This window comes from Amycolatopsis iheyensis (genome assembly GCF_024703995.1).
GTDB lineage: Bacteria > Actinomycetota > Actinomycetes > Mycobacteriales > Pseudonocardiaceae > Amycolatopsis > Amycolatopsis iheyensis.
Genome location: NZ_JAMXQV010000040.1, coordinates 21086 through 40497, shown reverse-complemented (window position 1 = coordinate 40497; position 19412 = coordinate 21086). Strand labels below are relative to the sequence as shown.

Here is a 19412-nt window from a genome sequence, read left to right as displayed (position 1 = left end):
CCCAATGTGGCGTTCGGTGCGCCCAACGCACCCAATGCCACATTGGGGCGCTTCTAGCCGCGGAAGGCCGTCCGGTAGGAGGACGGGCTCGTCCCGCGCAGGCGGGTGAACTGGTGGCGCAAAGCGGCCGCCGAGGCGTAGCCGCAGGCGACCGCGATGTCCTCCACCGACAGCCGACCCTCCTCCAGCAGGGCCTGGGCCCGGTCCAGCCTGCGCTCGGTGAGCCAGCGGTGCGGCGTGGTCCCCGTCGCCGCCGAGAAGCGGCGCAGGAACGTCCGCTCCCCCAGCCCGCTCCGGCGCGCCAGCTCCGCCACCGTGAACGGCCGGTCCAGCCGACGCTCGACCCACTCGAGGGCCTCCGCCACCACGGAGTCGTCCGGCACCGAAGGGACCGGCGCCTGGACGAACTGGGCCTGGCCGCCCGCCCGGAACGGCGCCGCCACCATCCGGCGGGCCAGGGTCGTCGCCGCCGTCACCCCGCGCAGGCGGCGGACCAGGTGCAGGCACAGGTCCACCGCCGCGACCGTGCCCGCGCTCGTCAGGACCCCGCCGTCGTCCGCGTACAGCGCCTGCGTGTCCACCACCGCCGACGGGAACCGGGCGCGGAACTCCGCCTCGTACACCCAGTGGACCGTGCAGCGGCGGCCGTCCAGCAGGCCCGCGTACCCCAGCGTGAACACGCCGGCGCAGAACCCCGCCACCCACGCGCCCCGCGCCGCCGCGTCCCGCAGGACGTCCAGCAGCTCCGCGGGCGGCGGCGCCGTCCGGGGCGCGCACGTCGGCACGATCAGCAGGTCCGCCGATGCCGCGAAGTCCAAGTCGCGCAGGCCGGTCAGTCCGAAGCCCGACCAGCTCGACACCGCCGAACCCGCGGGCGAGCAGACCCCGAACTCCCAGCCCTCGATGCCGTCGGCGCTGCGGTCGGTGCCGAACACCTCGCACGCGACCCCCAGCTCGAACGGCGAAACGTGGTCGGCGAGCACCACCGCGACCCGGTTGACGTCCATGCGCGTCAGCATGTCACAAGTTTTGCGGCCATTGTCATCTCTGACACTGGTTGCCCGGCGGAAACCGGACGAACCTGAGTCCCATGACGAACTCCGAAACCCGCCCCCTGCTCCAGTGGTCCGCGGCGATGGCGATGTCCGGCACGATCGGCGCGGTCGTCCTCGAAAGCGGCGCGGCCGCGCCCGCGGTGGCCTTCGCCCGCTGCTTCGTCGGCGGGGCGCTGCTGGTGATCTGGTGCTTCGCGCGCGGCTGGCTGCCGTCGTGGCGGCCGTCCAAGCGCGACCTCGGCCTGGCCGTGCTCGGCGGGCTGTTCCTGGTCGGCAACTGGGTGCTGCTGTTCGCCTCGTACGCGCTGTCGTCGATCTCGGTCAGCACCGTCGTCTACCACACCCAGCCGCTGATCCTGGTCGGCCTGGCCGCGGCGTTCCTCGGCGAGAAGGTCGCGAAGAGCCACTTGGCCCGGGCCGCGGTCGCGTTCGGCGGTGTGGCCTTGATCTCACTGTCCGCGCACGGCGAGGACGGCAAGCCCGTGCAGCTCGCCGGGATCGGGCTGGCGCTCGGCGCGGCCCTGCTCTACGCCGGCGCGTCGTTCGTCGCGAAGCAGCTGAAGCACATCCGCCCGCACCTGCTCGCGGCCGTCCAGACCACCGTCGGCGCACTCGTGCTCGCGCCGCTGCTGCTGGTCACGCCGCTGCCGACGAACCCACAGGGGTTGCTCTGGCTGGTGCTGCTGGGCACCGTGCACACCGCGCTGATGTACGTCCTGATGTACGCGAGCATCGGCAAGCTGCCGACCACGACGGTCGCGTTGCTGTCCTACCTCTACCCGGTGGTCGCGGTGCTGGTGGACATCGCCTTCTACGGCCACCGCCCGACCTGGCCGGAGGCACTGGGCATGCTCGCAGTACTGGCCGCCGCGCTGAGTCCTCAGCGGGGCGGCCAGTCCAAGGGAAACGCGAAAATCAGTCGTGCGACGGACCCGTGTGGTACTCGAACACCAGCCCGCCGATCGTGATCAGCAGCGCGACCAGCGCGATCACGAGCAGCCAGATGTGGAAGAACGCCAGGGCCAGCGCGGCGAGCGCCGCGGTGGCCGCCATGGCGACCGGCCAGTAGCTGCCCGGGCTGAAGAAGCCCAGCTCACCGGCGCCGTCACTGATCTCGGCGTCCTCGCGGTCCTCCGGGCGCGGTTCGATGCGGCGGGCGACGAACTGCATGTAGCTGCCCGCGAGGAACGCGAGACCGCCGGTCAGGAACAGCGCCACGATGCCCACCGGCTCGGGCTTGCCACCGAAGGAGGGGCTCAGCACGGCCCACACCCAGTAGACACCCGCCATGAACACGGCGAAGACCGCCACGATGAAGAAGATGCGCGCTTCGACCTTCATGGGTCTCTTCCTACTCCCTGTGCTGGCTGGGCGTCAGTTGGACGCGGTCCGCGCGGTGCGGTCGGTGTTGAACGGCTGGGTGGTCACCGCATGCGGGGTGCACAGCTCGCCGCAGTTCATCTTCGTCAGCGCTTCGGACGCGGTGAACGTCTGGCCGGTGGCCGGGTTCACCTGCGTGCGCAGCTGGATGTACTGGTCGAACTTGTCCGGCGACAGCGCCCGGACCTCGAAGTTCATCACCGAGTGGTACGTGCCGCACAGCTCCGCGCACCGGCCGACGAAGGAACCCTCGCGGTCGATCTTGTTCTGGAAGCTGCTGTCCTGGTTGTTCTTGTCCGGGTTGGGGAAGACGTCCCGCTTGAAGTGGAACTCCGGCACCCAGAAGGAGTGGATGACGTCGGTGGAAAGCAGGTCGTACTGGATCGTCTTGCCGACCGGGAGCACCAGCAGCGGGATCTCGCCGGACGAGCCGACCGTGCTGACCACACCGCCGTCGGGGGTCTTGACCGGGACCGGCCGGTTCTGCGCGTCGCGCTTGCCGGCGTCCTCGTACTTGAACTCCCAGTTCCACTGGAACGCCACGACCTGGACCTTGACGTCCGGGTTCGGGTCCTTGTGCAGGACCTTGTCCTCGGTGGTCGAGGTGAAGACGAACAGCACGCAGACCATGATCGTCGGGACGATGACCGTGAACAGCTCGAGCGGGATGTTGTACTGGAACTGCCGGGGCAGCTCCTCCGGCTCGCCGTCGACGGTCTTCTTCTTGCGGTGGAACGTCGCGGTCCAGAAGATCAGCGCCCACACGATGACGCCGACGACCAGCGCGGCCACCACGGTCCAAGTCCACAGCGTGCGCATCTGGTTCGCCTGCTCGGTGACACCCACCGGCCAGCCGAACCGCAGGATCTCGTCGCCGGAGCAGCCCGTCGCCGTCAGCGCGACCAGCACGGCCAGCGCGGCGACGCGCGCGGTCCGCTTACCCAGGGTGCGCTGGGGTGTTCCCACTGCGCCTCGCCCTTTCACCCAGAGCCTCCTACGACCGATCTTTGTGACAGCCGGACTCTAGCCGAGTTGGCCCGTCCCGCTGACTAAGGGGTAACCGTCGACGCGCGTGTTACTCGCCACGGCCTGCCCGGCATACTGGGCCCTTCCCCAGCCCCGTGTGAGCTCCGAAGGTGTGTGAGTACCCGTGTGCGGCCTGCTTGGACTGATCTGCGCGACCGAGACCGGCGCGGCGAACGCGCGTGACGCCGTCGGCGCGGCCATGCGCTGCCAGCGCCACCGCGGCCCCGACGAGCAGGACACCTGGGCCGACGCCGAGGTCGTCTACGGCTTCAACCGGCTGGCGTTCATCGACGTCGAGCACGCCCACCAGCCGCTGGTCTGGGGGCCGCCGGAGGCGCCGGGGCGCTACACGATGAACTTCAATGGCGAGATCTACAACTACCTGGAGCTGCGGGCCGAGCTCGCCGAGAAGCACGGGGCGAAGTTCGAGACCGAGGGCGACGGCGAGGCCATCGTGGCCGGCTTCCACTACCTCGGCGCCGACTGGGTGAAGCGCCTGCGCGGCATGTTCGCCTTCATGATCTGGGACTCCCAGGAGAAGCGCGTGTTCGGCGCGCGCGACCCGTTCGGGATCAAGCCGCTGTTCTACTCGGCCGGCCCCGGTGGCGTGGCGTTCTCCAGCGAGAAGAAGAGCCTGCTGGAGCTGTCGGACACCCTCGGCGTCGCCCAGGAGCTGGACCGCAAGGCGCTGCAGCACTACCTGGTGCTGCAGTACGTGCCCGAGCCCGAGTCGCTGCACACCGCGATCCGCCGCGTCGAGTCCGGCACGTCGTTCGAGGTGGCGCCCGGCGGTGAGGTGAAGTTCACCCGCTACTTCCACCCACAGTTCAGCGCGAAGCCGGTGAACACGCCGGCCGAGGCCGAGGAACTGCACCAGCGCATCGCCGATGTGATGCGCGACTCGGTCGGCAAGCACATGATTTCGGACCCGGACGTCACGGTCGGCGCGTTCCTGTCGGGCGGGATCGACTCGACGGCCACCGCGACGCTGGCCAAGGAGCACAACCCGAACCTGATCGCGTTCACCACCGGGTTCGAGCGCGAGGGCTACTCCGAGGTCGACGTCGCCGCCGAGTCGGCCGCCGCGATCGGCGTGAAGCACGTGGTCCGGACGGTGTCGGCGGACGAGATGATGGAGGTCCTGCCGCTCATCGTCTGGTACCTCGACGACCCGGTGGCCGACCCGGCGCTGGTCCCGCTGTGGTTCATCGCCCGCGAGGCCCGCAAGCACGTCAAGGCGGTGCTGTCCGGCGAGGGCGCGGACGAGCTGTTCGGCGGCTACACGATCTACAACGAGCCGATCTCGCTGGCGCCGTTCGAGAAGATCCCGGGCGGCATGCGGAAGCTGATCGGCAAGGTGTCGACGAAGATCCCGGAGGGCACCCGCGGCAAGGACCTGCTCCGCCGCGGCGCGCTCCCGCTGGAGGACCGCTACTACGGCAACGCCCGCAACTTCCGCGACGACCAGCTGCGCAACGTGCTGAAGACCTACCAGGAGGGCGTCGGCTTCAAGGACGTCACGGCGCCTTGGTACGACGTCTCGCGCGGCTGGGACCCGGTGGCCCGCATGCAGCACGTCGACCTCTACACGTGGCTGCGCGGCGACATCCTGGTCAAGGCCGACAAGGTGACCATGGCGAACTCGCTGGAGCTGCGGGTGCCGTTCCTGGACGCCGAGGTGTTCAAGGTCGCGGCGTCGATCCCGCTGGACCAGAAGCTGGCCCACGGCACGACGAAGTACGCGCTGCGCCAGGCACTGGCGAAGATCATCCCGGCACACGTGCTCAACCGCCGCAAGCTGGGCTTCCCGGTGCCGATCCGCCTGTGGCTGCGCAACGAGATGTACGACTGGGCTCGCGGGATCATCAGTGATTCGCGCACCGAGGAGCTGCTGGACAAGAAGGCGATCCTGGCGCTGCTGGAGGAGCACAAGGCAGGCCAGCTGGACCGCAGCCGCCAGCTGTGGGCGCTGATCGTGTTCATGCTGTGGCACGGCATCTTCGTCGAGCACCGGATCAAGCCCGAGGTCCCGGAGCCGGTGTACCCGGTCAAGCTCTGACGTGTCGACGACGAAGGCCCCGCACCGGCTCGGTGCGGGGCCTTCGTCGTGTAATGCCCGGACGAGCCTCACCGACTGCAAGTTCGCACAACGATCGGCGAATCGAGGTTTCGTGACCCCTCAGTTGACCTACGACTGTCGTGCCTGCGGAACGACGAACCGGATTCCCGGACACGCCGGCAACCGCAGGGTCGTCTGCGGAAAGTGCCGCCATTCGATTCCCACACCATGGATCGTCAAGGAGCTGCTCCAGGTGTGGAACGAGCTGGACCAGCTGTCCCGCAAGCTGAAACCGCTCGACCGGCCGAAGAACCATCGCGAGATAGCGCGCGTGCTCGAACGACAGCGGATCACGCTGGTGCACATCCGTGATCAACCGGGCTACTCGACGACGTCCCAAACGCTGCTCAGCTTGGTGGTCGAGATCGATGTGCTGGTGAACGACCTCGAGCGACGGCTCGCCGGCACCACGCTGAAGCAGGCTTGGCGCGCCGTGGTTGAGATCCGGGGGGTGCTCAAAGGTCTTCCGCAACCGGAGCGCAAGTCGTTGCCGAGTGGTTCGCCCGACTGATCCCGCGCGTCGGCCGACCGGACCGCGGAAGGCCCCGCACCGAGCCGGTGCGGGGCCTTCCGCGTCAGGACGTCACTTCCAGAACTGGTTGGTGGCGCCGGCGGTGTAGTCCCAGATCTCCACCTTCGTGCCGTCCACGCCACCGCCCGGGACGGTCTTCGAAGCCTGCAGGTAGCGGCCGAACTGGGCGTTCTGCAGCCGCAGGAAGCCTTCGGGATTCACGCTCGCCTTCCACCACTGATTCTGCGCGCCGGCGAGGAAGCCCCACAGCTGGACCTGCGTGCCGTTGACCCCGCCGCCCGGGATGGACTTCGAGGCCTCGATGTACTTGCCGTCGACGGTGTTCTGGAACCGGTAGTAGCCCTCCGGGTTCTTCGTGACGTACCACGCCTGGGCGGCGGTGTTCCCGCACGTCGACAGGTGCACCGCGCCGCCGTTCTGGAAGAGCCGGTCGAGGTCCGGTTCGAGGCAGCGGCCGGTCCACCCGCTGCGGAGCACCCAGGCCGGGTGGTCCGGGTCGGCCGCCGGCCCGTCGTAGGGCTGCAGCGTGATCCCCGGGATCGGCTGCTCCGCGGCACTCGCCTGCGGCGCGACGACCAGCGTGAGCAGGCCGGCCGCGACGGCGACGGCCGCGGCCAGTCTCTTGGCGATGTTCATGGAATCCCCTCCGTGTGCTGACGGCACGAAGGGACGACACCCCCGACTCCCCCTCGTGGAGATCCGCCCCCAAGCGGCGTCTCGACCGCCATCTTGCCCCGGGAACGGACCTCCGTCGAGGAGTGTCAGGCGGGCAGGACCACCGCGATCTCGTCGGCCGCCTCCGGGCCGAAGGCCTCGCCGATGCGGGCCAGGGCGTCCGCGCGGTCGAACGTCCACTCCTGGGTGCCCACGGTCTCCAGCACCAGCACCGCGATCAGCGAGCCGAGCTGGGCCGCGCGCTCCACGTTCAGGCCGCCGTCGAGACCGGCCAGGAAGCCCGCGCGGAAGCCGTCGCCGACGCCCGTCGGGTCGGCCTTCGCGCGCTCCGGGACCGCGCCGATCTGCAGGGCCACGCCGTCCTTGCCGACGATCTCGACGCCCTTCTCCCCCAGCGTCGTGATCCGCATGCCGACCTGGGCGAGCACGTCGGCCTCGGTCCAGCCGGTCTTCTGGAGCAGCAGCTCCCACTCGTAGTCGTTGCTGAACAGGTACTTCGCGCCGGCGACGAACGCGCGTGCCTGCTCGCCGGTCATCCGGGCCAGCTGCTGCGACGGGTCGACCGCGAAGGCGTACCCGCGCTGGCGGCACTCGTCGGCGTGGCGGACCATGCCCTCCGGGTCGTCCGGGCTGATCAGCACCAGGCTCAGGTCGCCGACGCGCTCGGCGATCGGCAGCAGCTCGATGTTGCGGGACTCGGCCATCGCACCCGCGTAGAACGTCGCGATCTGGCAGAGGTCCTCGTCGGTGGTGCAGACGAACCGCGCGGTGTGCGCGACCTCGGACACGTGCACCCCGGAGGTGTCGACACCGTGCCGCTCCAGCCAGGAGCGGTAGTCGGCGAAGTCGGCGCCGACGGCGCCCACGAGCACCGGCCGCACACCGAGCACGCCGAGGCCGAAGGCGATGTTCGCGCCGATGCCGCCCCGCCGCACGACGAGGTCGTCGGCGAGGAAGCTCAGGGACACCCGGTGCAGCTGCTCGGCGACGAGCTGCTCCGCGAACCTGCCCGGGAAATGCATGAGGTGGTCGGTTGCGATACTGCCGGATACCGCGATCCTGGCCCTGTCTGCCACCGGCTGCTCCTTTGTGCTCGACCTCACGGCAAAAGGCGCGAAGTTACCCCCGGGTCATGACCCGTCCGGGTAGTTCGCGCACGCCCAACCGACACTACCGGCTGGTACCGCTTCTCCAGTCGGTCGCGGATCAATAGCGTTACGAATCGTGAACGCCGTCACCGAACCCGAGACCCTGTCCGAGCTGATCGCCGACTGTGCGCTCATCCCGGCGACCCTCAAGGCCGAGAGCCTGCCGCGGCCCCGCTCGGCGGCCCAGCCGTGGGAGGTCGACGAGGCGTGCCACGCGCAGGTCGCGGAGCTCGACGCCTACGTGTGACCCCCGGACACAGCAGAAGGGCCCCGCACTCGGTGCGGGGCCCTTCTGCTGTGTCCAGGACTCAGTGGAACGAGTCGCCGCAGGCGCAGGAACCGGTGGCGTTCGGGTTGTCGATCGTGAAGCCCTGCTTCTCGATCGTGTCCACGAAGTCGATGACGGCGTCGGTCACGTACGGCGCGCTCATCCGGTCGACCGCGACCTTGAGGCCGTCGAAGTCGCGGTACAGGTCGCCGTCGAGCGCACGCTCGTCGAAGAACAGCTGGTAGCGCAGGCCCGCGCAGCCACCGGGCTGCACGGCGATGCGCAGGTGCATGTCGTCGCGGCCCTCCTGCTCGAGCAGGGCCTTCGCCTTGGAAGCCGCGGCGTCGGTCAACGTGACGCCGTGGGTCTCCTCGGCGGTCTCGGCCTGCGTCGCGCCGGCGTGCTCAGCGGTCGTCATGGCACTCCCTCTAAGTTCGAACTCGCTGCGGATACTCCTCGTGCTGACGTCTTCAACACCAGGGGCGTCCGATCTGTTCCCCCACCATGGTCGCACATCGATCGACCTGGTGAACGGCGGCGTGACGCCTGCAATACCCTGGTGAGGTGAGGTTCCTGCGCCGAAGCACCACAGACACCGCCGCCGAAGAGCCGGAGACGACCGAAGCCGTCGACGTCGGCGGCAAGGCGTACACGCCCGGTAAGGGCAAGGCTACGCCGAAACGCCGTGACGCGGAGGCGAAGAAGCGCGGCCCGGTGGCGCCGCCGCCCACCTCCATGCGCGAGGCGATGAAGCGCAACAAGGAACTGCGCAAGGCGAACCCCCAGACCAAGGAAGACCGCCGCGCGGCGGCCAAGGCCCGCCGGGACGCGATGATGCGCGGCGACGACAAGGCGCTGCTGCCCCGCGACCGCGGCCCGGTGAAGGCGTACGTCCGCGACCTGGTCGACACGCGCCGCAACCTCCTCGGCCTGTTCATGCCGCTGGCGATCATCGTGTTCCTGGCGCTGCTGGTGCCGCTGCCCCAGGTGCAGTCGTACATCACGCTGCTGTGCACGGCGATGCTGCTGGTGATGGCGATCGAGGGCTTCGTGAACGGCCGCAAGATCGCGAAGCTGGCCCGGGAGAAGTTCCCGAAGGAGACGATCAACGGCCGGTCGATCGGCTGGTACGCGTTCGTGCGGGCGTCCCAGATCCGGCGGCTGCGGGTGCCCAAGCCGCGGTACAAGCCGGGCGACCCGATCCCGAACTGAGCTTGGCCTCGAGAGCCGGGCGGACCACGCGGTCTGCCCGGCTTTTCGCTGTCCGAGGCCGGAGTCACTCCAGGGTCGTTAGCAAAGCAAACGATTACCGCCTAGGCTGAGGCCATGGAGTTTCGTCGTCTCGGCCGCAGTGGCCTCAACGTCAGTGAGATCTCGTACGGGAACTGGCTCACCCACGGTTCCCAAGTCGAGGAAGAGCAGGCCCACGCCTGCATCAAGGCCGCGCTCGACGCCGGCATCACCACCTTCGACACCGCCGACGTCTACGCCAACACCGCCGCCGAGTCCGTGCTCGGCCGCGGCCTCAAGGGGCAGCGCCGCGAGAGCCTCGAGATCTTCACGAAGGTCTTCTGGCCCACCGGTCCCAAGGGCCCCAACGACAAGGGCCTCTCCCGCAAGCACATCCTGGAGTCGGCCAACGCCAGCCTGAGCAGGCTCGGCACCGACTACGTCGACCTCTACCAGGCGCACCGGTTCGACCGGACCGTGCCGCTCGAAGAGACCATGCTCGCCTTCGCCGACCTCGTGCGCCAGGGCAAGGTCCTCTACGTCGGCGTCTCCGAGTGGACCGCCGAGCAGATCTCCCGCGGCGCCGCCCTCGCGCGCGAGCTGAAGATCCCCTTCGTCTCGAACCAGCCGCAGTACAACATGCTCTGGCGCGTCATCGAGGACCAGGTCATCCCCGCTTCCGAGCGCGAAGGCCTCAGCCAGATCGTCTGGTCGCCGATCGCGCAGGGCGTGCTCACCGGCAAGTACAAGCCCGGCCAGGACTACCCCGCCGGCTCGCGGGCCACCGACGAGAAGGGCGGCGCCAACATGGTCGCCCGCTTCCTCGGCGAGGACGTCCTCAAGCGCGTCGCCGAGCTGGAGCCGCTGGCCGAGCAGGCCGGCCTCTCCCTCGCTCAGCTGGCCGTCGCCTGGGTGCTGCAGAACCCGAACGTCGCCTCCGCGATCATCGGGGCTTCGCGCCCGGAGCAGGTGCACGAAAACGTCAAGGCCGCCGGCCAGAAGCTCGACGCCGACCTGCTCAAGGCGATCGACGACGTCCTCGGCGACGTCGTCGAGCGTGACGCGAGCCTGACCAAGAGCCCCTAGTCCTGGTTGATCCGGCCCTGGAACGGCACCCCGAGGTCGAACGCGTCCTCGGGGGCCATCCGGGGCTCCAGCCCGAACCCGCGCAGGAGGCGGCCGGCGCCGGCCAGCCGGTCCCCGCCGCGCCCGGGCACCCGCTCCGGGGTGAGCCCCCGCGCGGTCAGCAGCGTCTCGACCTCGTCGATCAGCTGGTACGGGTCGTACTCACCCACGGACCCAGGTCTTCCCCGTGATCCGCTCGTAGACCTCGGTGTAGCGCTGCCGCGTCTGCTCGACGATCTCCGCGGGGATCTCCGGCCCCGGCGGGGTCTTGTCCCAGCCCGTCGTCAGTGACCAGTCGCGGACGAACTGCTTGTCGAACGCGTGCTGCGGGCGGCCCGGCTCCCACTCGTCGGCGGGCCAGAAGCGCGACGAATCGGACGTCAGGACCTCGTCGCCCAGGGTCAGCGTGCCGTCGACGTCGAAGCCGAACTCCAGCTTCGTGTCGGCGATGATCACGCCCTGTTCCGCCGCGTGCTCGGCGCCCCTGGTGTAGATCTCCAGCGTCAGCTCGCGAAGCCGCTTCGCGGTGTCCTCGCCGATCTCGTTGAGCACTTCGTCGAACGTCATGAACTCGTCGTGGCCGGTGTCGGAGATCTTCGTGGTCGGCGTGAAGATCGGCTCCGGCAGCTTGTCGCCCTCGACCAGGCCCGGCGGCAGCGCGACGCCGGAGATCTTGCCGTCGCGCTGGTATTCGCGCAGGCCCAGGCCCGCGAGGTGGCCGCGGGCGATGCACTCGACCTGGACCATCTTCAGCGGCTTGCAGCGCGTCGCGCGCCCGGCGAACTCCGCCGGGACGTCGGTCGTCGAGACGACGTGGTTCGGCACGACTTCGGCCATCCGCTCGAACCACCACGCCGAGAGCTGGTTGAGCAGCGCGCCCTTGTCCGGGATCGGCGTCGGCAGCGAGACGTCGTAGACCGAAACCCGGTCGGACGCGACGAGCAGGATGTCCCCGCCGTCGAGCTCGTACAGGTCACGGACCTTGCCCGCGTGGATGTGCTTCATTCGCCGTCCTCAGTCGTGTACTCGTAGAAAACCCAGTGGTCGGGCAAGGCGGCGGACTCACCGTACTCGACGACCGTGCCGTCGGCCGCCAGGAAGGTGCTCCGGCCCAGCAGCACCGGCGATCCGGCGGGCAGCCCCAGCTCGGCCGCCTCCTCCTCGCCCGCGCGCCCGGCCGCGTGCCGTTCCTGCGTCGTCGCGATCTTCGTGCCCAGGCGCGCGGCCGCGTGGGCCGAGGTGCCCTCCACGATCCGCTCCGGCACCAGCAGCGCCGGCGCCTTGGCCGACAGCACGCCGTCGAACCACGACGTCGACGTCGAAAGCGGCCGCGAGTCCGGCCCGTAGGTGGTGCGCCGCCGTCGGATGGCCGGGGCGCCTTCCTCCAGACCCAGCGCGGCCGCGGCGCGCTCGGGCGCGGGCTCGAGGCCCGCCGAGCGGATCACCGCGTAGTGGCCGGGCGGGTAGATGCGGCCGGTGCGCGCCGAAGCGGCGTTGCGGTCGCGGGCCGTGCGGTGCAGGCCGCCGCGGTCGACGACCGTGCCGACGCCGCGCACCGGGCGCACGAGCCCCTGCGAGCGAAGGGTCGCCAGGACCTTGGTGGCCGTCGCCATGGCGACGGCCCACGTGCGTGCGATCTCGCGGGCCGAGGGCACCGCGTCGCCTTCCTGCAGCCGGCCGGACAGGATGTCTTCCCGGATGCGGCCGGCGATCTGCAGGTACGGCGGCTCAGGACGGTCGAGGGTGGGCAAGGCGGCTCCTCACGCCGGACTTCACGCACAAGTGTTCTAGCACGCCGGAGTGTCTCCGACAAAGCCCTGTTCAGAACCACCCAGGTGTACTAGTACACGGGCTGGACTGCGCTCTAGTGCGCAAGTTACCCTCGAAAGTGTGTCCCCGCCCACAGCGCACAGCGGCTCGAACGGCCCGGTCCTCGAGGAACTCCTCGAAGAGCTCCGGCGCCGCAAGTGGGTGCTGCACCTGTTCGGCGGCCGCGAGGCCCCGGAGATCTACGCCGCGGTGCACACGTGGCCGACCTGCGCGGATGTCATCGTCCTGCGCGACGAACACCGCGCGAGCGCCTACCGCGTGCCGACGTTCCCGGGCACCGACGTGTTCAGCCCGCGGGTGGTCACCTGGCAGTACCACGCCACCCCGGTGTGGACGCTGCGAGCGGTGCTCACCCTGGCCGAGCCCGGCACGCCGGGCGCGCCACTGCAGGCGCTGCGGCCCCAGCCGGAGTGCCACATCCCGCCGGAGGCGCGCCACGACGTCACGATCCGGCCGACGAGCAGCACGCAGGCGGAGGGGGACGACGGTGGCGGCCCACCCGCGTGCGCCTAACGGGCCAGCAACCGCTCGGCGACCACGAGGTCGTGCGGGTAGGTGATCTTGAGGTTCTCGGGCGCCCCCGGGACCCAGCGGATCGGCAGGGAGGAGAACCGCTCCATGCACGACGATGTGTCCGTCCCCAGGAAACCTTCGCGCTCGGCCTGTTCGTAGGCCTCGAGCAGCGGTCCGGCCCGGAAGCCCTGAGGCGTCTGGACGCGGATCGCGCCGGGCACCTGGGCCACCAGGTGCCCGGCATCCACCTCGACGACGTCGTCCGCGGCCAGGCCCGGCACAGCCCCCCCGTCCTCGCGTGTCCGGGCCAGCACCGCACCGACCAGTTCGGGGTGGACCAGCGGCCGGGCCGCGTCGTGCAGCAGCACGGCGTCGACCCGGCCGCCTGTTATCCGCGGGGCGAGGTGGCGCAGCGCGTTCAGCTCGGACGCTTGGCGGGTGTCGCCGCCGTGCACGATTTCGACGTCTTCGCCGGCGACCTCGTCGGCCAGTTCGCGGTCCTGCGGCCGGATGACGAGCACGAGCACGCCGATGCCGGGGACGCGCTTGAAGGCGTCCAGGGACCAGGCGACCACCCGCCGGCCGGCCAGCGGCAGGTAGACCTTGTTCAGCTTCGCGCCGACGCGGGTGCCCGCGCCACTGGCCAGCACCACCGCGGCCGCCGTCGTCTCCACGAGCCGCGAGACTACCGGGCGCCCTTCCCCGGTAGGTTGGCCACGGCGTGGTCATGAGCGCTGCCGCGGAAGAGAAAGGGCCTGGTGTGGAGCCGGACAACATCGAGTTCCCCGAGATCACCCCGCCCGACGACCACGCCCGGTCCGACGCCATCGCGTTGCACGCCAAGCTGGTCAAGCCGGCCGGCTCGCTGGGCAGGCTCGAAGAGCTGGGCGTCTGGATCGCGGCCTGCCAGGGGCAGGCGCCGCCGCGGCCGTTCACGCGGCCCCGCGTCATCGTCTTCGCCGGGGACCACGGGATCGCCGCGAAGGGGGTCTCGGCCTATCCCGCCGAGGTCACCGCGCAGCTGCTCGGCACCATGCTCACCGGCGGCGCGGCGATCAACGTCCTGGCCGCCGCCGCGGGCGCGAGCGTCCGCGTGGTCGACATGGCCGTGGACACCGAAGCCCCCGCGACCCGCTCGATCGGCGAGTTCAAGGTCCGCCGCGGCTCCGGCTCCATCGACGTCGAAGACGCCCTCACCGACGCCGAGGTGCGCAAGGCCGTCCGCGCCGGGATGGCGATCGCCGACGCGGAGGTCGACGGCGGGGCCGACCTGCTCATCCCGGGTGACCTCGGGATCGGCAACAGCACGCCCGCGTCGGTGCTGGTCGCGGCGCTGACCGGCAGCGAGCCGGTCGCCGTGGTCGGCCGCGGCTCGGGCATCGACGACGACGCCTGGATGCGCAAGGCCGCGGCGGTGCGCGACGCGCTGCGCCGGGCCCGCCCGGTCCTGGCCACCCCGCTGGACCTGCTGCGCACCACGGCCGGCGCGGACATCGCGGCGATCGCCGGGTTCCTGGCCCAGGCGGCGACCCGCCGGACGCCGGTCGTGCTCGACGGGCTCGTCGCGTGCGCCGCGGCCCTCGTCGCCGAAGACCTCGCCCCGGGCGCGCGCCGCTGGTGGGTGGCCGGCCAGCGGACGGCCGAGCCGGCCCACGCGCTCGCCCTGGAGCACCTCGACCTCGGCCCGCTGCTGGAGCTGGACGTCCGGCTCGGCGAGGGCACCGGCGCGGTGACGGCGTTGCCGCTGCTGATGATGGCCGCGCGCGTGCTGGCCGAGACCGCGACCCACGAGCAGGCCGGCGTCTCCGGCCCGCTCATCCCGGCCACCGCCACCTGAGCCGACGAAAAAGGCCCCCGCGGGAACGCGGGGGCCTTTTTCGTCGAGCCGCTCAGCCGAGCGGGACCATCCAGTGGTCGGCGTCCGGGTGGGTGCCTTCCTGGATGCCGGTCAGCTCTTCACGCAGCTTCATGGTCAGCGAGCCGGGCTGCCCGTCGGCGATGGTGAACTCGCCGTTCGCGTGCTTGACGTGCCCGACCGGGGTGATCACCGCCGCGGTGCCGCAGGCGAACGTCTCGGTCAGCTCACCCGAAGCCGCGGCCTTCTCCCACTCCTCGGTGGAGATCCGGCGCTCTTCGACCTTGTACCCGAGCCGGGAAGCCAGCTGCAGCAACGACTTGCGCGTCACGCCGGGCAGCAGCGAGCCGGTCAGCTCCGGCGTCACCAGCCGGGCGTTCTCGCCGGAGCCGAAGACGAAGAACAGGTTCATCCCGCCCATCTCCTCGACCCAGCGCCGCTCCACCGCGTCGAGCCAGACGACCTGGTCGCAGCCCTTCTCCACGGCCTGCGCCTGCGCCACGAACGACGCCGCGTAGTTGCCGGCGCACTTCGCCGCGCCGGTGCCGCCGGGCGCCGCGCGCACGTACTCCGTCGACAGCCAGACGCTCACCGGCTTCACACCGCCGGAGAAGTACGAGCCCGCCGGGGACGCGATGACGGTGTACACGTAGTCGGCCGCCGGGCTGTTGACGCCGAGCCCGGTGGACGTCGAGATCATGAACGGCCGCAGGTAGAGGGAGTCACCCTGGCGGGTGGGCACCCAGCGGCTGTCGACGGCGATGAGCTCCCGCAGCGACTCGACGAAGACGTCTTCGGGCAGCTGCGGCATGGCGAGCCGCTCGGCCGACTGGCGGAAGCGCGCGGCGTTGGCGTCCGGGCGGAACGACGCGATCGTGCCGTCCGGCTGGCGGTAGGCCTTGAGGCCCTCGAAGATGGCCTGGCCGTAGTGCAGCACCGACGTCGCCGGGTCGAGGGTGAACGGGGCGTACGGGCCGACCTGGGCGTCGTGCCAGCCTTCGGTCTTCGACCACTTGACGGTCACCATGTGGTCGGTGAAGTACAACCCGAACCCGGGTGTTTCGAGTACCTCCGCGACACGGTCCGCGCTCGCAGGACTCGGGTGCGGGACATGGGCGAACTGCGTCGACGTGGTCATGGCTGGAGGATACCGCTTGGTCGGAAGCGCGTTAGTCGGATGTCCCACTGTTCCGGGTGGCCCGCGCCCGCGGCGTGACCGCTCTAGTATGGCGGCGTGACCTACCACTCCACGGAGCCGGTGCCCCGGCCCAAGACCGGCGGGGCCGACGTCAAGACGTTCGCCACCGCGGTGCTGCTGACCTTCGGCGTCGGTCTGCTCGGCATGGTCGGCTGGGCCGTGCTCAGCAGCGGCTTCGGCGGCTTCCTCGGGCTCGTCGCCGGGGTCTTCGGCATCTTCTGGTGGCGGAGCATCCACGGCAAGGTGGTCTTCCCGAAGGTGGTGCCGACGAAGTCGGTCGTCATCCTCGCCGTCATCAACGTCGTGCTGGCGCTGGTCCTTCTCCTGACCGCGGGCTGAGCAGCCCCGCGGGCAGCTCCGGCGCCGGCCAGCCCGGGCCGGGCCGGAAGTCGGTGTCCGTTCCGTCGAACGGGTAGGCGCCGCGGTCGGCCAGCGCGCCGATCCGCTCGCCTTCCACCCGCAGCCGGTCGAACTGTTCGAGGGTCAGCCGGCCGACCTCGATGGCCGCCTCGGCCTCGTCCTCGTCGTCCCAGCGCCAGCTGCCGTCGCGCTCGACGACGACGTCGAGCACGCCGTCGATCCGGTCGACCGCGCCCGGCGAGCGGCCCAGCGGGATCTCCAGGTTCACGTACCAGTTCTTGAACCGGCCTTCGAGGTCGAAGAACCACCAGACCGACGACCACTCGTCCTCGGCGATCCGGCGCAGCGTGGACGCGCCGTGCCACGAGTCCGCGACCGCCACCCGCGGGACGCGGAAGCGCTGCTCCAACGGGGCTTCGCGCATCAGGCGGCCGTCGGCGAGCCTGCTGCCGACGATCGCGGTGCCCGCCGGGAGCCAGCCGCGCAGGACGCGGCCGTCGTCTTCCAGCACGCGCAGCGGGTGGACCTGGCCGATCGAGCCGTCCGGGCGGTGGAACCGCTCGAGCACGGTCTCCCCCGGCCGCCAGCGTCGATCACTCACGCACCCCACTGTACTTGCGCGCGCGTACACCCAGTAGCAGCTCGATCACGGTCGCCAGCCCGGCGACGACCAGCACGGGCAGCACCGGCAGGAAGAACGCGGCCACCGCGGCGACGGCGAGCCCGGCCACCCCGGGCACGCCGGCCCGCTCGCGGACCTCGGCGCCGGCGGCGAGGGCGGGCACCACGGTCGCGACCACGGCGACGGCCGTGAGCAGCGGCTGCAGCGAGTCCGCGTCGGCGGCCGAAAGCAGGTCGCGCAGGGAGGTCAGGGACAGTCCGAGCCGGACCGCGCCGAGCTGGTAGAGCGCGGCGAAAGCGGCGAACGCCGTGACCGCGCCGAGCAGGAGGACCCGCCAGCCGGCGTGCTCCCGGCCGCCGGGGCGCAGGAACGGCAGGAAGACCACCGCGGCGACGAGCACACCGGCGAAGTCCGGCGGCTGCAGCCCGCCGCCGACGGTCGACACCGGCGTCACCGCCACGCACACCACGACGAGCAAGAGCCCCGCGAGGAGCAGCAGCCCGGCCGCGGTCCGTACGACGATCGTCGGGATCTTCAGCCCGGCGAACCCCGCGCCGGCCACCACGACGACGAACGCGGCGGCCGCGAGTTCGCGGTGCGCGGGGAGGACGTAGGCACCGAACGCGAGCGCGTAGACGGTCACTTCGGCGAGCCGCGCGAACACCACCACAACCCGGTCGACCAGGGCATCTCCGGGTTCCGGGACCCGCGCCGTCACCCCGGCGGCGATCGCCGCGAGCACCAGCCCGGCGAGCAGCCACCAGCCCGCACCCGCCGCTGCCGCCGCCAGCGCCACCAGCAGCCCACCGCCCAGCCGCACGCGTCCTCCTTCGCCCGCCGTTCACCTGTGGTCCGGTCGTCATTAGCATGGCTCACGATCCTGACCGGGCGGGCGCCCGGTGCCACCGAGAACGCGCGAGGAGCCAGAAGTGACCGTGCCTAAGCTCGCCCTGTCCGACAACACCGGGGAGGCACTGGCCAAGACGCGCGCCGACGTGGTCGTCATCGGCACCGTGGCCGGCGAGGACGGCCCGCTGCTCGCCGCGGGCGCCGCCGCCGTCGACGCGGCCTTCGACGGCCGGCTCGCCGGCCTGCTGGCCACCCTCGGCGCGAGCGGCAAGGCCGAAGAAGTCGTCAAGGTGCCGACGCTCGGCAAGCTCCCGGCCGGTGTCGTGCTCGCCGTCGGCCTGGGCAAGGAGGGTGACGGCATCACCCCCGAGCAGGTCCGCCGCGCCGCGGGCGCCGCCGGCCGCGCGCTGGCCGGCACCGACCGCGCGTTCGTCACGCTGTCGGAGCTCGACCTGCAGGCCGCCGTCGAGGGCACCGTCCTCGGCTCCTACGTCTTCACCGCCTACCGCTCGGAGAAGGGTGACGCGCCGGTCGCGAAGGTCGACTTCGCGAGCCCGGCCGAGGGCACCGCGCGCGAGCACAAGGCGACGCTGAAGGCCGCGACCAGCATCGCCGAGGCCGTCCTCACCGCTCGCGACCTGATCAACACCCCGCCGAACGACCTGTTCCCGGCTTCCTTCGCCGACCGCGCGCGGAAGCTGGCCGAGGACAACGGCCTCGAGTTCGAGGTCCTCGACGAGAAGGCGCTCAAGCGCAAGGGCTTCGGCGGCATCCTCGGCGTCGGCGGCGGCTCGGCCCGCCAGCCGCGCCTGGTCCGCATCGGTTACAAGCCGGCCAAGGCCGCCAAGAAGGTCGCGCTGGTCGGCAAGGGCATCACGTTCGACTCGGGCGGCATCTCGCTCAAGCCCGCCGCGAACATGGACCACATGACCTCGGACATGTCCGGCGCGGCCGGCGTGCTCGCGGCCGTGGTGCTCGCCGCGAAGCTCAAGTACCCGCTGGAGGTCGTCGCGCACATCCCGCTGGCGGAGAACCTGCCGTCCGGGACGTCGTACCGGCCCGGTGACGTGCTGACGATGTACGGCGGCAAGACCGTCGAGGTCCTCAACACCGACGCCGAGGGCCGGCTGGTCCTGGTCGACGCGATGGTGCGCGCGGCCGAGGAGAACCCGGACTACCTGATCGAGACCTCGACGCTGACCGGCGCCCAGGTCGTCGCGCTCGGCAACCGCACCGCCGGTGTGATGGGCTCGGACGACTTCCGCGACCGCGTCGCGGCGATCATGCAGGCCACCGGCGAGAACGGCTGGGCCATGCCGCTGCCGGAGGAGCTGCGCGCCGACCTCGACTCGCGCCTGGCCGACCTGGCCAACGTCACCGGCCACCGCTGGGGCGGCATGCTCGCGGCCGGGATCTTCCTGCGCGAGTTCGTCGCCGACGGCCTCGACTGGGTCCACATCGACATCGCGGGCCCGTCGTTCAACACCGGCTCGCCGTGGGGCTACACCGGCAAGGGCGGCACCGGCGTCCCGGTCCGGACCATCGCCGCGGTCCTGGCGGACATCGCCGCCAACGGCTGACCCGCGTCCCGAAGGGGGCTTCCGCCACGGCGGGAGCCCCCTTCGCC

At 71.0% G+C, this 19412-nt stretch carries 23 protein-coding genes; 10 read left to right on the top strand and 13 right to left on the bottom strand.

The window, feature by feature from the left end:
- Positions 1-53: 53 nt before the first annotated feature.
- Positions 54-1007 (bottom strand): GlxA family transcriptional regulator, encoded by a 954-nt coding sequence (locus tag M8542_RS45655; protein ID WP_257926707.1) that lies wholly within the window; start codon positions 1005-1007, stop codon positions 54-56.
- A gap of 83 nt (positions 1008-1090) precedes the next feature.
- On the opposite strand from M8542_RS45655, the gene M8542_RS45650 reads away from it, so the two are divergent.
- Entirely contained in the window at positions 1091-2023 is a 933-nt protein-coding gene (locus M8542_RS45650) for a DMT family transporter (RefSeq protein WP_257926675.1), read from the top strand.
- Here M8542_RS45650 and M8542_RS45645 read toward each other — a convergent pair.
- Together M8542_RS45645 and ctaC are read right to left on the bottom strand one after the other, a co-directional pair.
- Positions 1971-2396 carry a cytochrome c oxidase subunit 4 gene (locus tag M8542_RS45645; protein WP_257926674.1) on the bottom strand — a complete coding sequence of 142 codons (426 nt, stop codon included), beginning with the start codon at positions 2394-2396 and terminating at the stop codon, positions 1971-1973. The two genes, M8542_RS45650 and M8542_RS45645, sit on opposite strands and share 53 nt — an antisense overlap.
- A gap of 33 nt (positions 2397-2429) precedes the next feature.
- On the bottom strand, positions 2430-3401 hold the full coding sequence (gene ctaC, locus M8542_RS45640) for an aa3-type cytochrome oxidase subunit II (protein WP_257926673.1): 972 nt from the start codon (positions 3399-3401) through the stop codon (positions 2430-2432).
- Positions 3402-3585: 184 nt separating this feature from the next.
- Between ctaC and asnB the strand changes: the two genes are divergently transcribed.
- Positions 3586-5520, top strand: a complete 1935-nt coding sequence (gene asnB, locus M8542_RS45635; protein ID WP_257926672.1) for an asparagine synthase (glutamine-hydrolyzing) — start codon at positions 3586-3588, stop codon at positions 5518-5520.
- Positions 5521-5632: 112 nt separating this feature from the next.
- Entirely contained in the window at positions 5633-6091 is a 459-nt protein-coding gene (locus M8542_RS45630; protein WP_257926671.1) for a hypothetical protein, read from the top strand.
- Between the two features lie 72 nt (positions 6092-6163).
- On the opposite strand, the gene M8542_RS45625 is transcribed toward M8542_RS45630, so the two are convergent.
- Positions 6164-6748: an RICIN domain-containing protein gene (locus M8542_RS45625; RefSeq protein WP_257926670.1), complete on the bottom strand. Its 585-nt coding sequence runs from the start codon at positions 6746-6748 to the stop codon at positions 6164-6166.
- A gap of 125 nt (positions 6749-6873) precedes the next feature.
- Positions 6874-7863: a carbohydrate kinase family protein gene (locus tag M8542_RS45620; protein WP_257926669.1), complete on the bottom strand. Its 990-nt coding sequence runs from the start codon at positions 7861-7863 to the stop codon at positions 6874-6876.
- A gap of 148 nt (positions 7864-8011) precedes the next feature.
- On the opposite strand from M8542_RS45620, the gene M8542_RS45615 reads away from it, so the two are divergent.
- Positions 8012-8182 carry a hypothetical protein gene (locus M8542_RS45615; RefSeq protein ID WP_257926668.1) on the top strand — a complete coding sequence of 57 codons (171 nt, stop codon included), beginning with the start codon at positions 8012-8014 and terminating at the stop codon, positions 8180-8182.
- 61 nt (positions 8183-8243) lie between these two features.
- Here M8542_RS45615 and M8542_RS45610 read toward each other — a convergent pair whose 3' ends face one another.
- Positions 8244-8621 carry a HesB/IscA family protein gene (locus tag M8542_RS45610; protein ID WP_257926667.1) on the bottom strand — a complete coding sequence of 126 codons (378 nt, stop codon included), beginning with the start codon at positions 8619-8621 and terminating at the stop codon, positions 8244-8246.
- 146 nt (positions 8622-8767) lie between these two features.
- Between M8542_RS45610 and M8542_RS45605 the strand changes: the two genes are divergently transcribed.
- The gene (locus tag M8542_RS45605) at positions 8768-9415 is read left to right on the top strand and encodes a DUF3043 domain-containing protein (protein WP_257926666.1); all 648 of its coding nucleotides are present in this window, start codon (positions 8768-8770) and stop codon (positions 9413-9415) included.
- Positions 9416-9529: 114 nt separating this feature from the next.
- Positions 9530-10519, top strand: coding sequence for an aldo/keto reductase family protein (locus tag M8542_RS45600; RefSeq protein WP_257926665.1), 990 nt, complete (start codon positions 9530-9532; stop codon positions 10517-10519).
- On the opposite strand, the gene M8542_RS45595 is transcribed toward M8542_RS45600, so the two are convergent.
- From M8542_RS45595 to M8542_RS45585, 3 genes are read right to left on the bottom strand one after another with little or no spacing between them, the layout of a single operon-like run.
- Positions 10516-10728, bottom strand: coding sequence for a hypothetical protein (locus M8542_RS45595; RefSeq protein WP_257926664.1), 213 nt, complete (start codon positions 10726-10728; stop codon positions 10516-10518). The two genes, M8542_RS45600 and M8542_RS45595, sit on opposite strands and share 4 nt — an antisense overlap.
- On the bottom strand, positions 10721-11563 hold the full coding sequence (locus tag M8542_RS45590; protein WP_257926663.1) for a phosphoribosylaminoimidazolesuccinocarboxamide synthase: 843 nt from the start codon (positions 11561-11563) through the stop codon (positions 10721-10723). The genes M8542_RS45595 and M8542_RS45590 overlap by 8 nt, the downstream gene beginning before the upstream one ends.
- Positions 11560-12309 (bottom strand): GntR family transcriptional regulator, encoded by a 750-nt coding sequence (locus tag M8542_RS45585; RefSeq protein WP_257926662.1) that lies wholly within the window; start codon positions 12307-12309, stop codon positions 11560-11562. Before M8542_RS45585 ends, M8542_RS45590 begins: the two co-directional genes overlap by 4 nt.
- Before the next feature lie 139 nt (positions 12310-12448).
- Here M8542_RS45585 and M8542_RS45580 point away from each other — a divergent pair, with 139 nt between their 5' ends.
- Positions 12449-12901 (top strand): hypothetical protein, encoded by a 453-nt coding sequence (locus M8542_RS45580; protein WP_257926661.1) that lies wholly within the window; start codon positions 12449-12451, stop codon positions 12899-12901.
- Here M8542_RS45580 and M8542_RS45575 read toward each other — a convergent pair.
- Positions 12898-13575, bottom strand: coding sequence for an IspD/TarI family cytidylyltransferase (locus M8542_RS45575; RefSeq protein ID WP_257926660.1), 678 nt, complete (start codon positions 13573-13575; stop codon positions 12898-12900). The genes M8542_RS45580 and M8542_RS45575 overlap by 4 nt on opposite strands.
- 53 nt (positions 13576-13628) lie before the next feature.
- Between M8542_RS45575 and cobT the strand changes: the two genes are divergently transcribed.
- Positions 13629-14738 (top strand): nicotinate-nucleotide--dimethylbenzimidazole phosphoribosyltransferase, encoded by a 1110-nt coding sequence (cobT, locus tag M8542_RS45570; RefSeq protein WP_276588016.1) that lies wholly within the window; start codon positions 13629-13631, stop codon positions 14736-14738.
- A gap of 52 nt (positions 14739-14790) precedes the next feature.
- Here cobT and M8542_RS45565 read toward each other — a convergent pair whose 3' ends face one another.
- Positions 14791-15894, bottom strand: a complete 1104-nt coding sequence (locus M8542_RS45565) for a branched-chain amino acid aminotransferase (RefSeq protein ID WP_257926659.1) — start codon at positions 15892-15894, stop codon at positions 14791-14793.
- 96 nt (positions 15895-15990) lie between these two features.
- On the opposite strand from M8542_RS45565, the gene M8542_RS45560 reads away from it, so the two are divergent.
- Positions 15991-16293, top strand: coding sequence for a hypothetical protein (locus M8542_RS45560; RefSeq protein WP_257926658.1), 303 nt, complete (start codon positions 15991-15993; stop codon positions 16291-16293).
- Here M8542_RS45560 and M8542_RS45555 read toward each other — a convergent pair.
- Together M8542_RS45555 and M8542_RS45550 are read right to left on the bottom strand one after the other, a co-directional pair.
- Positions 16250-16915 carry a ribonuclease FAU-1 family protein gene (locus M8542_RS45555; protein WP_257926657.1) on the bottom strand — a complete coding sequence of 222 codons (666 nt, stop codon included), beginning with the start codon at positions 16913-16915 and terminating at the stop codon, positions 16250-16252. The genes M8542_RS45560 and M8542_RS45555 overlap by 44 nt on opposite strands.
- Positions 16908-17756: a hypothetical protein gene (locus tag M8542_RS45550; RefSeq protein ID WP_257926656.1), complete on the bottom strand. Its 849-nt coding sequence runs from the start codon at positions 17754-17756 to the stop codon at positions 16908-16910. Before M8542_RS45550 ends, M8542_RS45555 begins: the two co-directional genes overlap by 8 nt.
- Positions 17757-17865: 109 nt before the next feature.
- On the opposite strand from M8542_RS45550, the gene M8542_RS45545 reads away from it, so the two are divergent.
- On the top strand, positions 17866-19365 hold the full coding sequence (locus M8542_RS45545) for a leucyl aminopeptidase (RefSeq protein WP_257926655.1): 1500 nt from the start codon (positions 17866-17868) through the stop codon (positions 19363-19365).
- Positions 19366-19412: the final 47 nt, after the last annotated feature.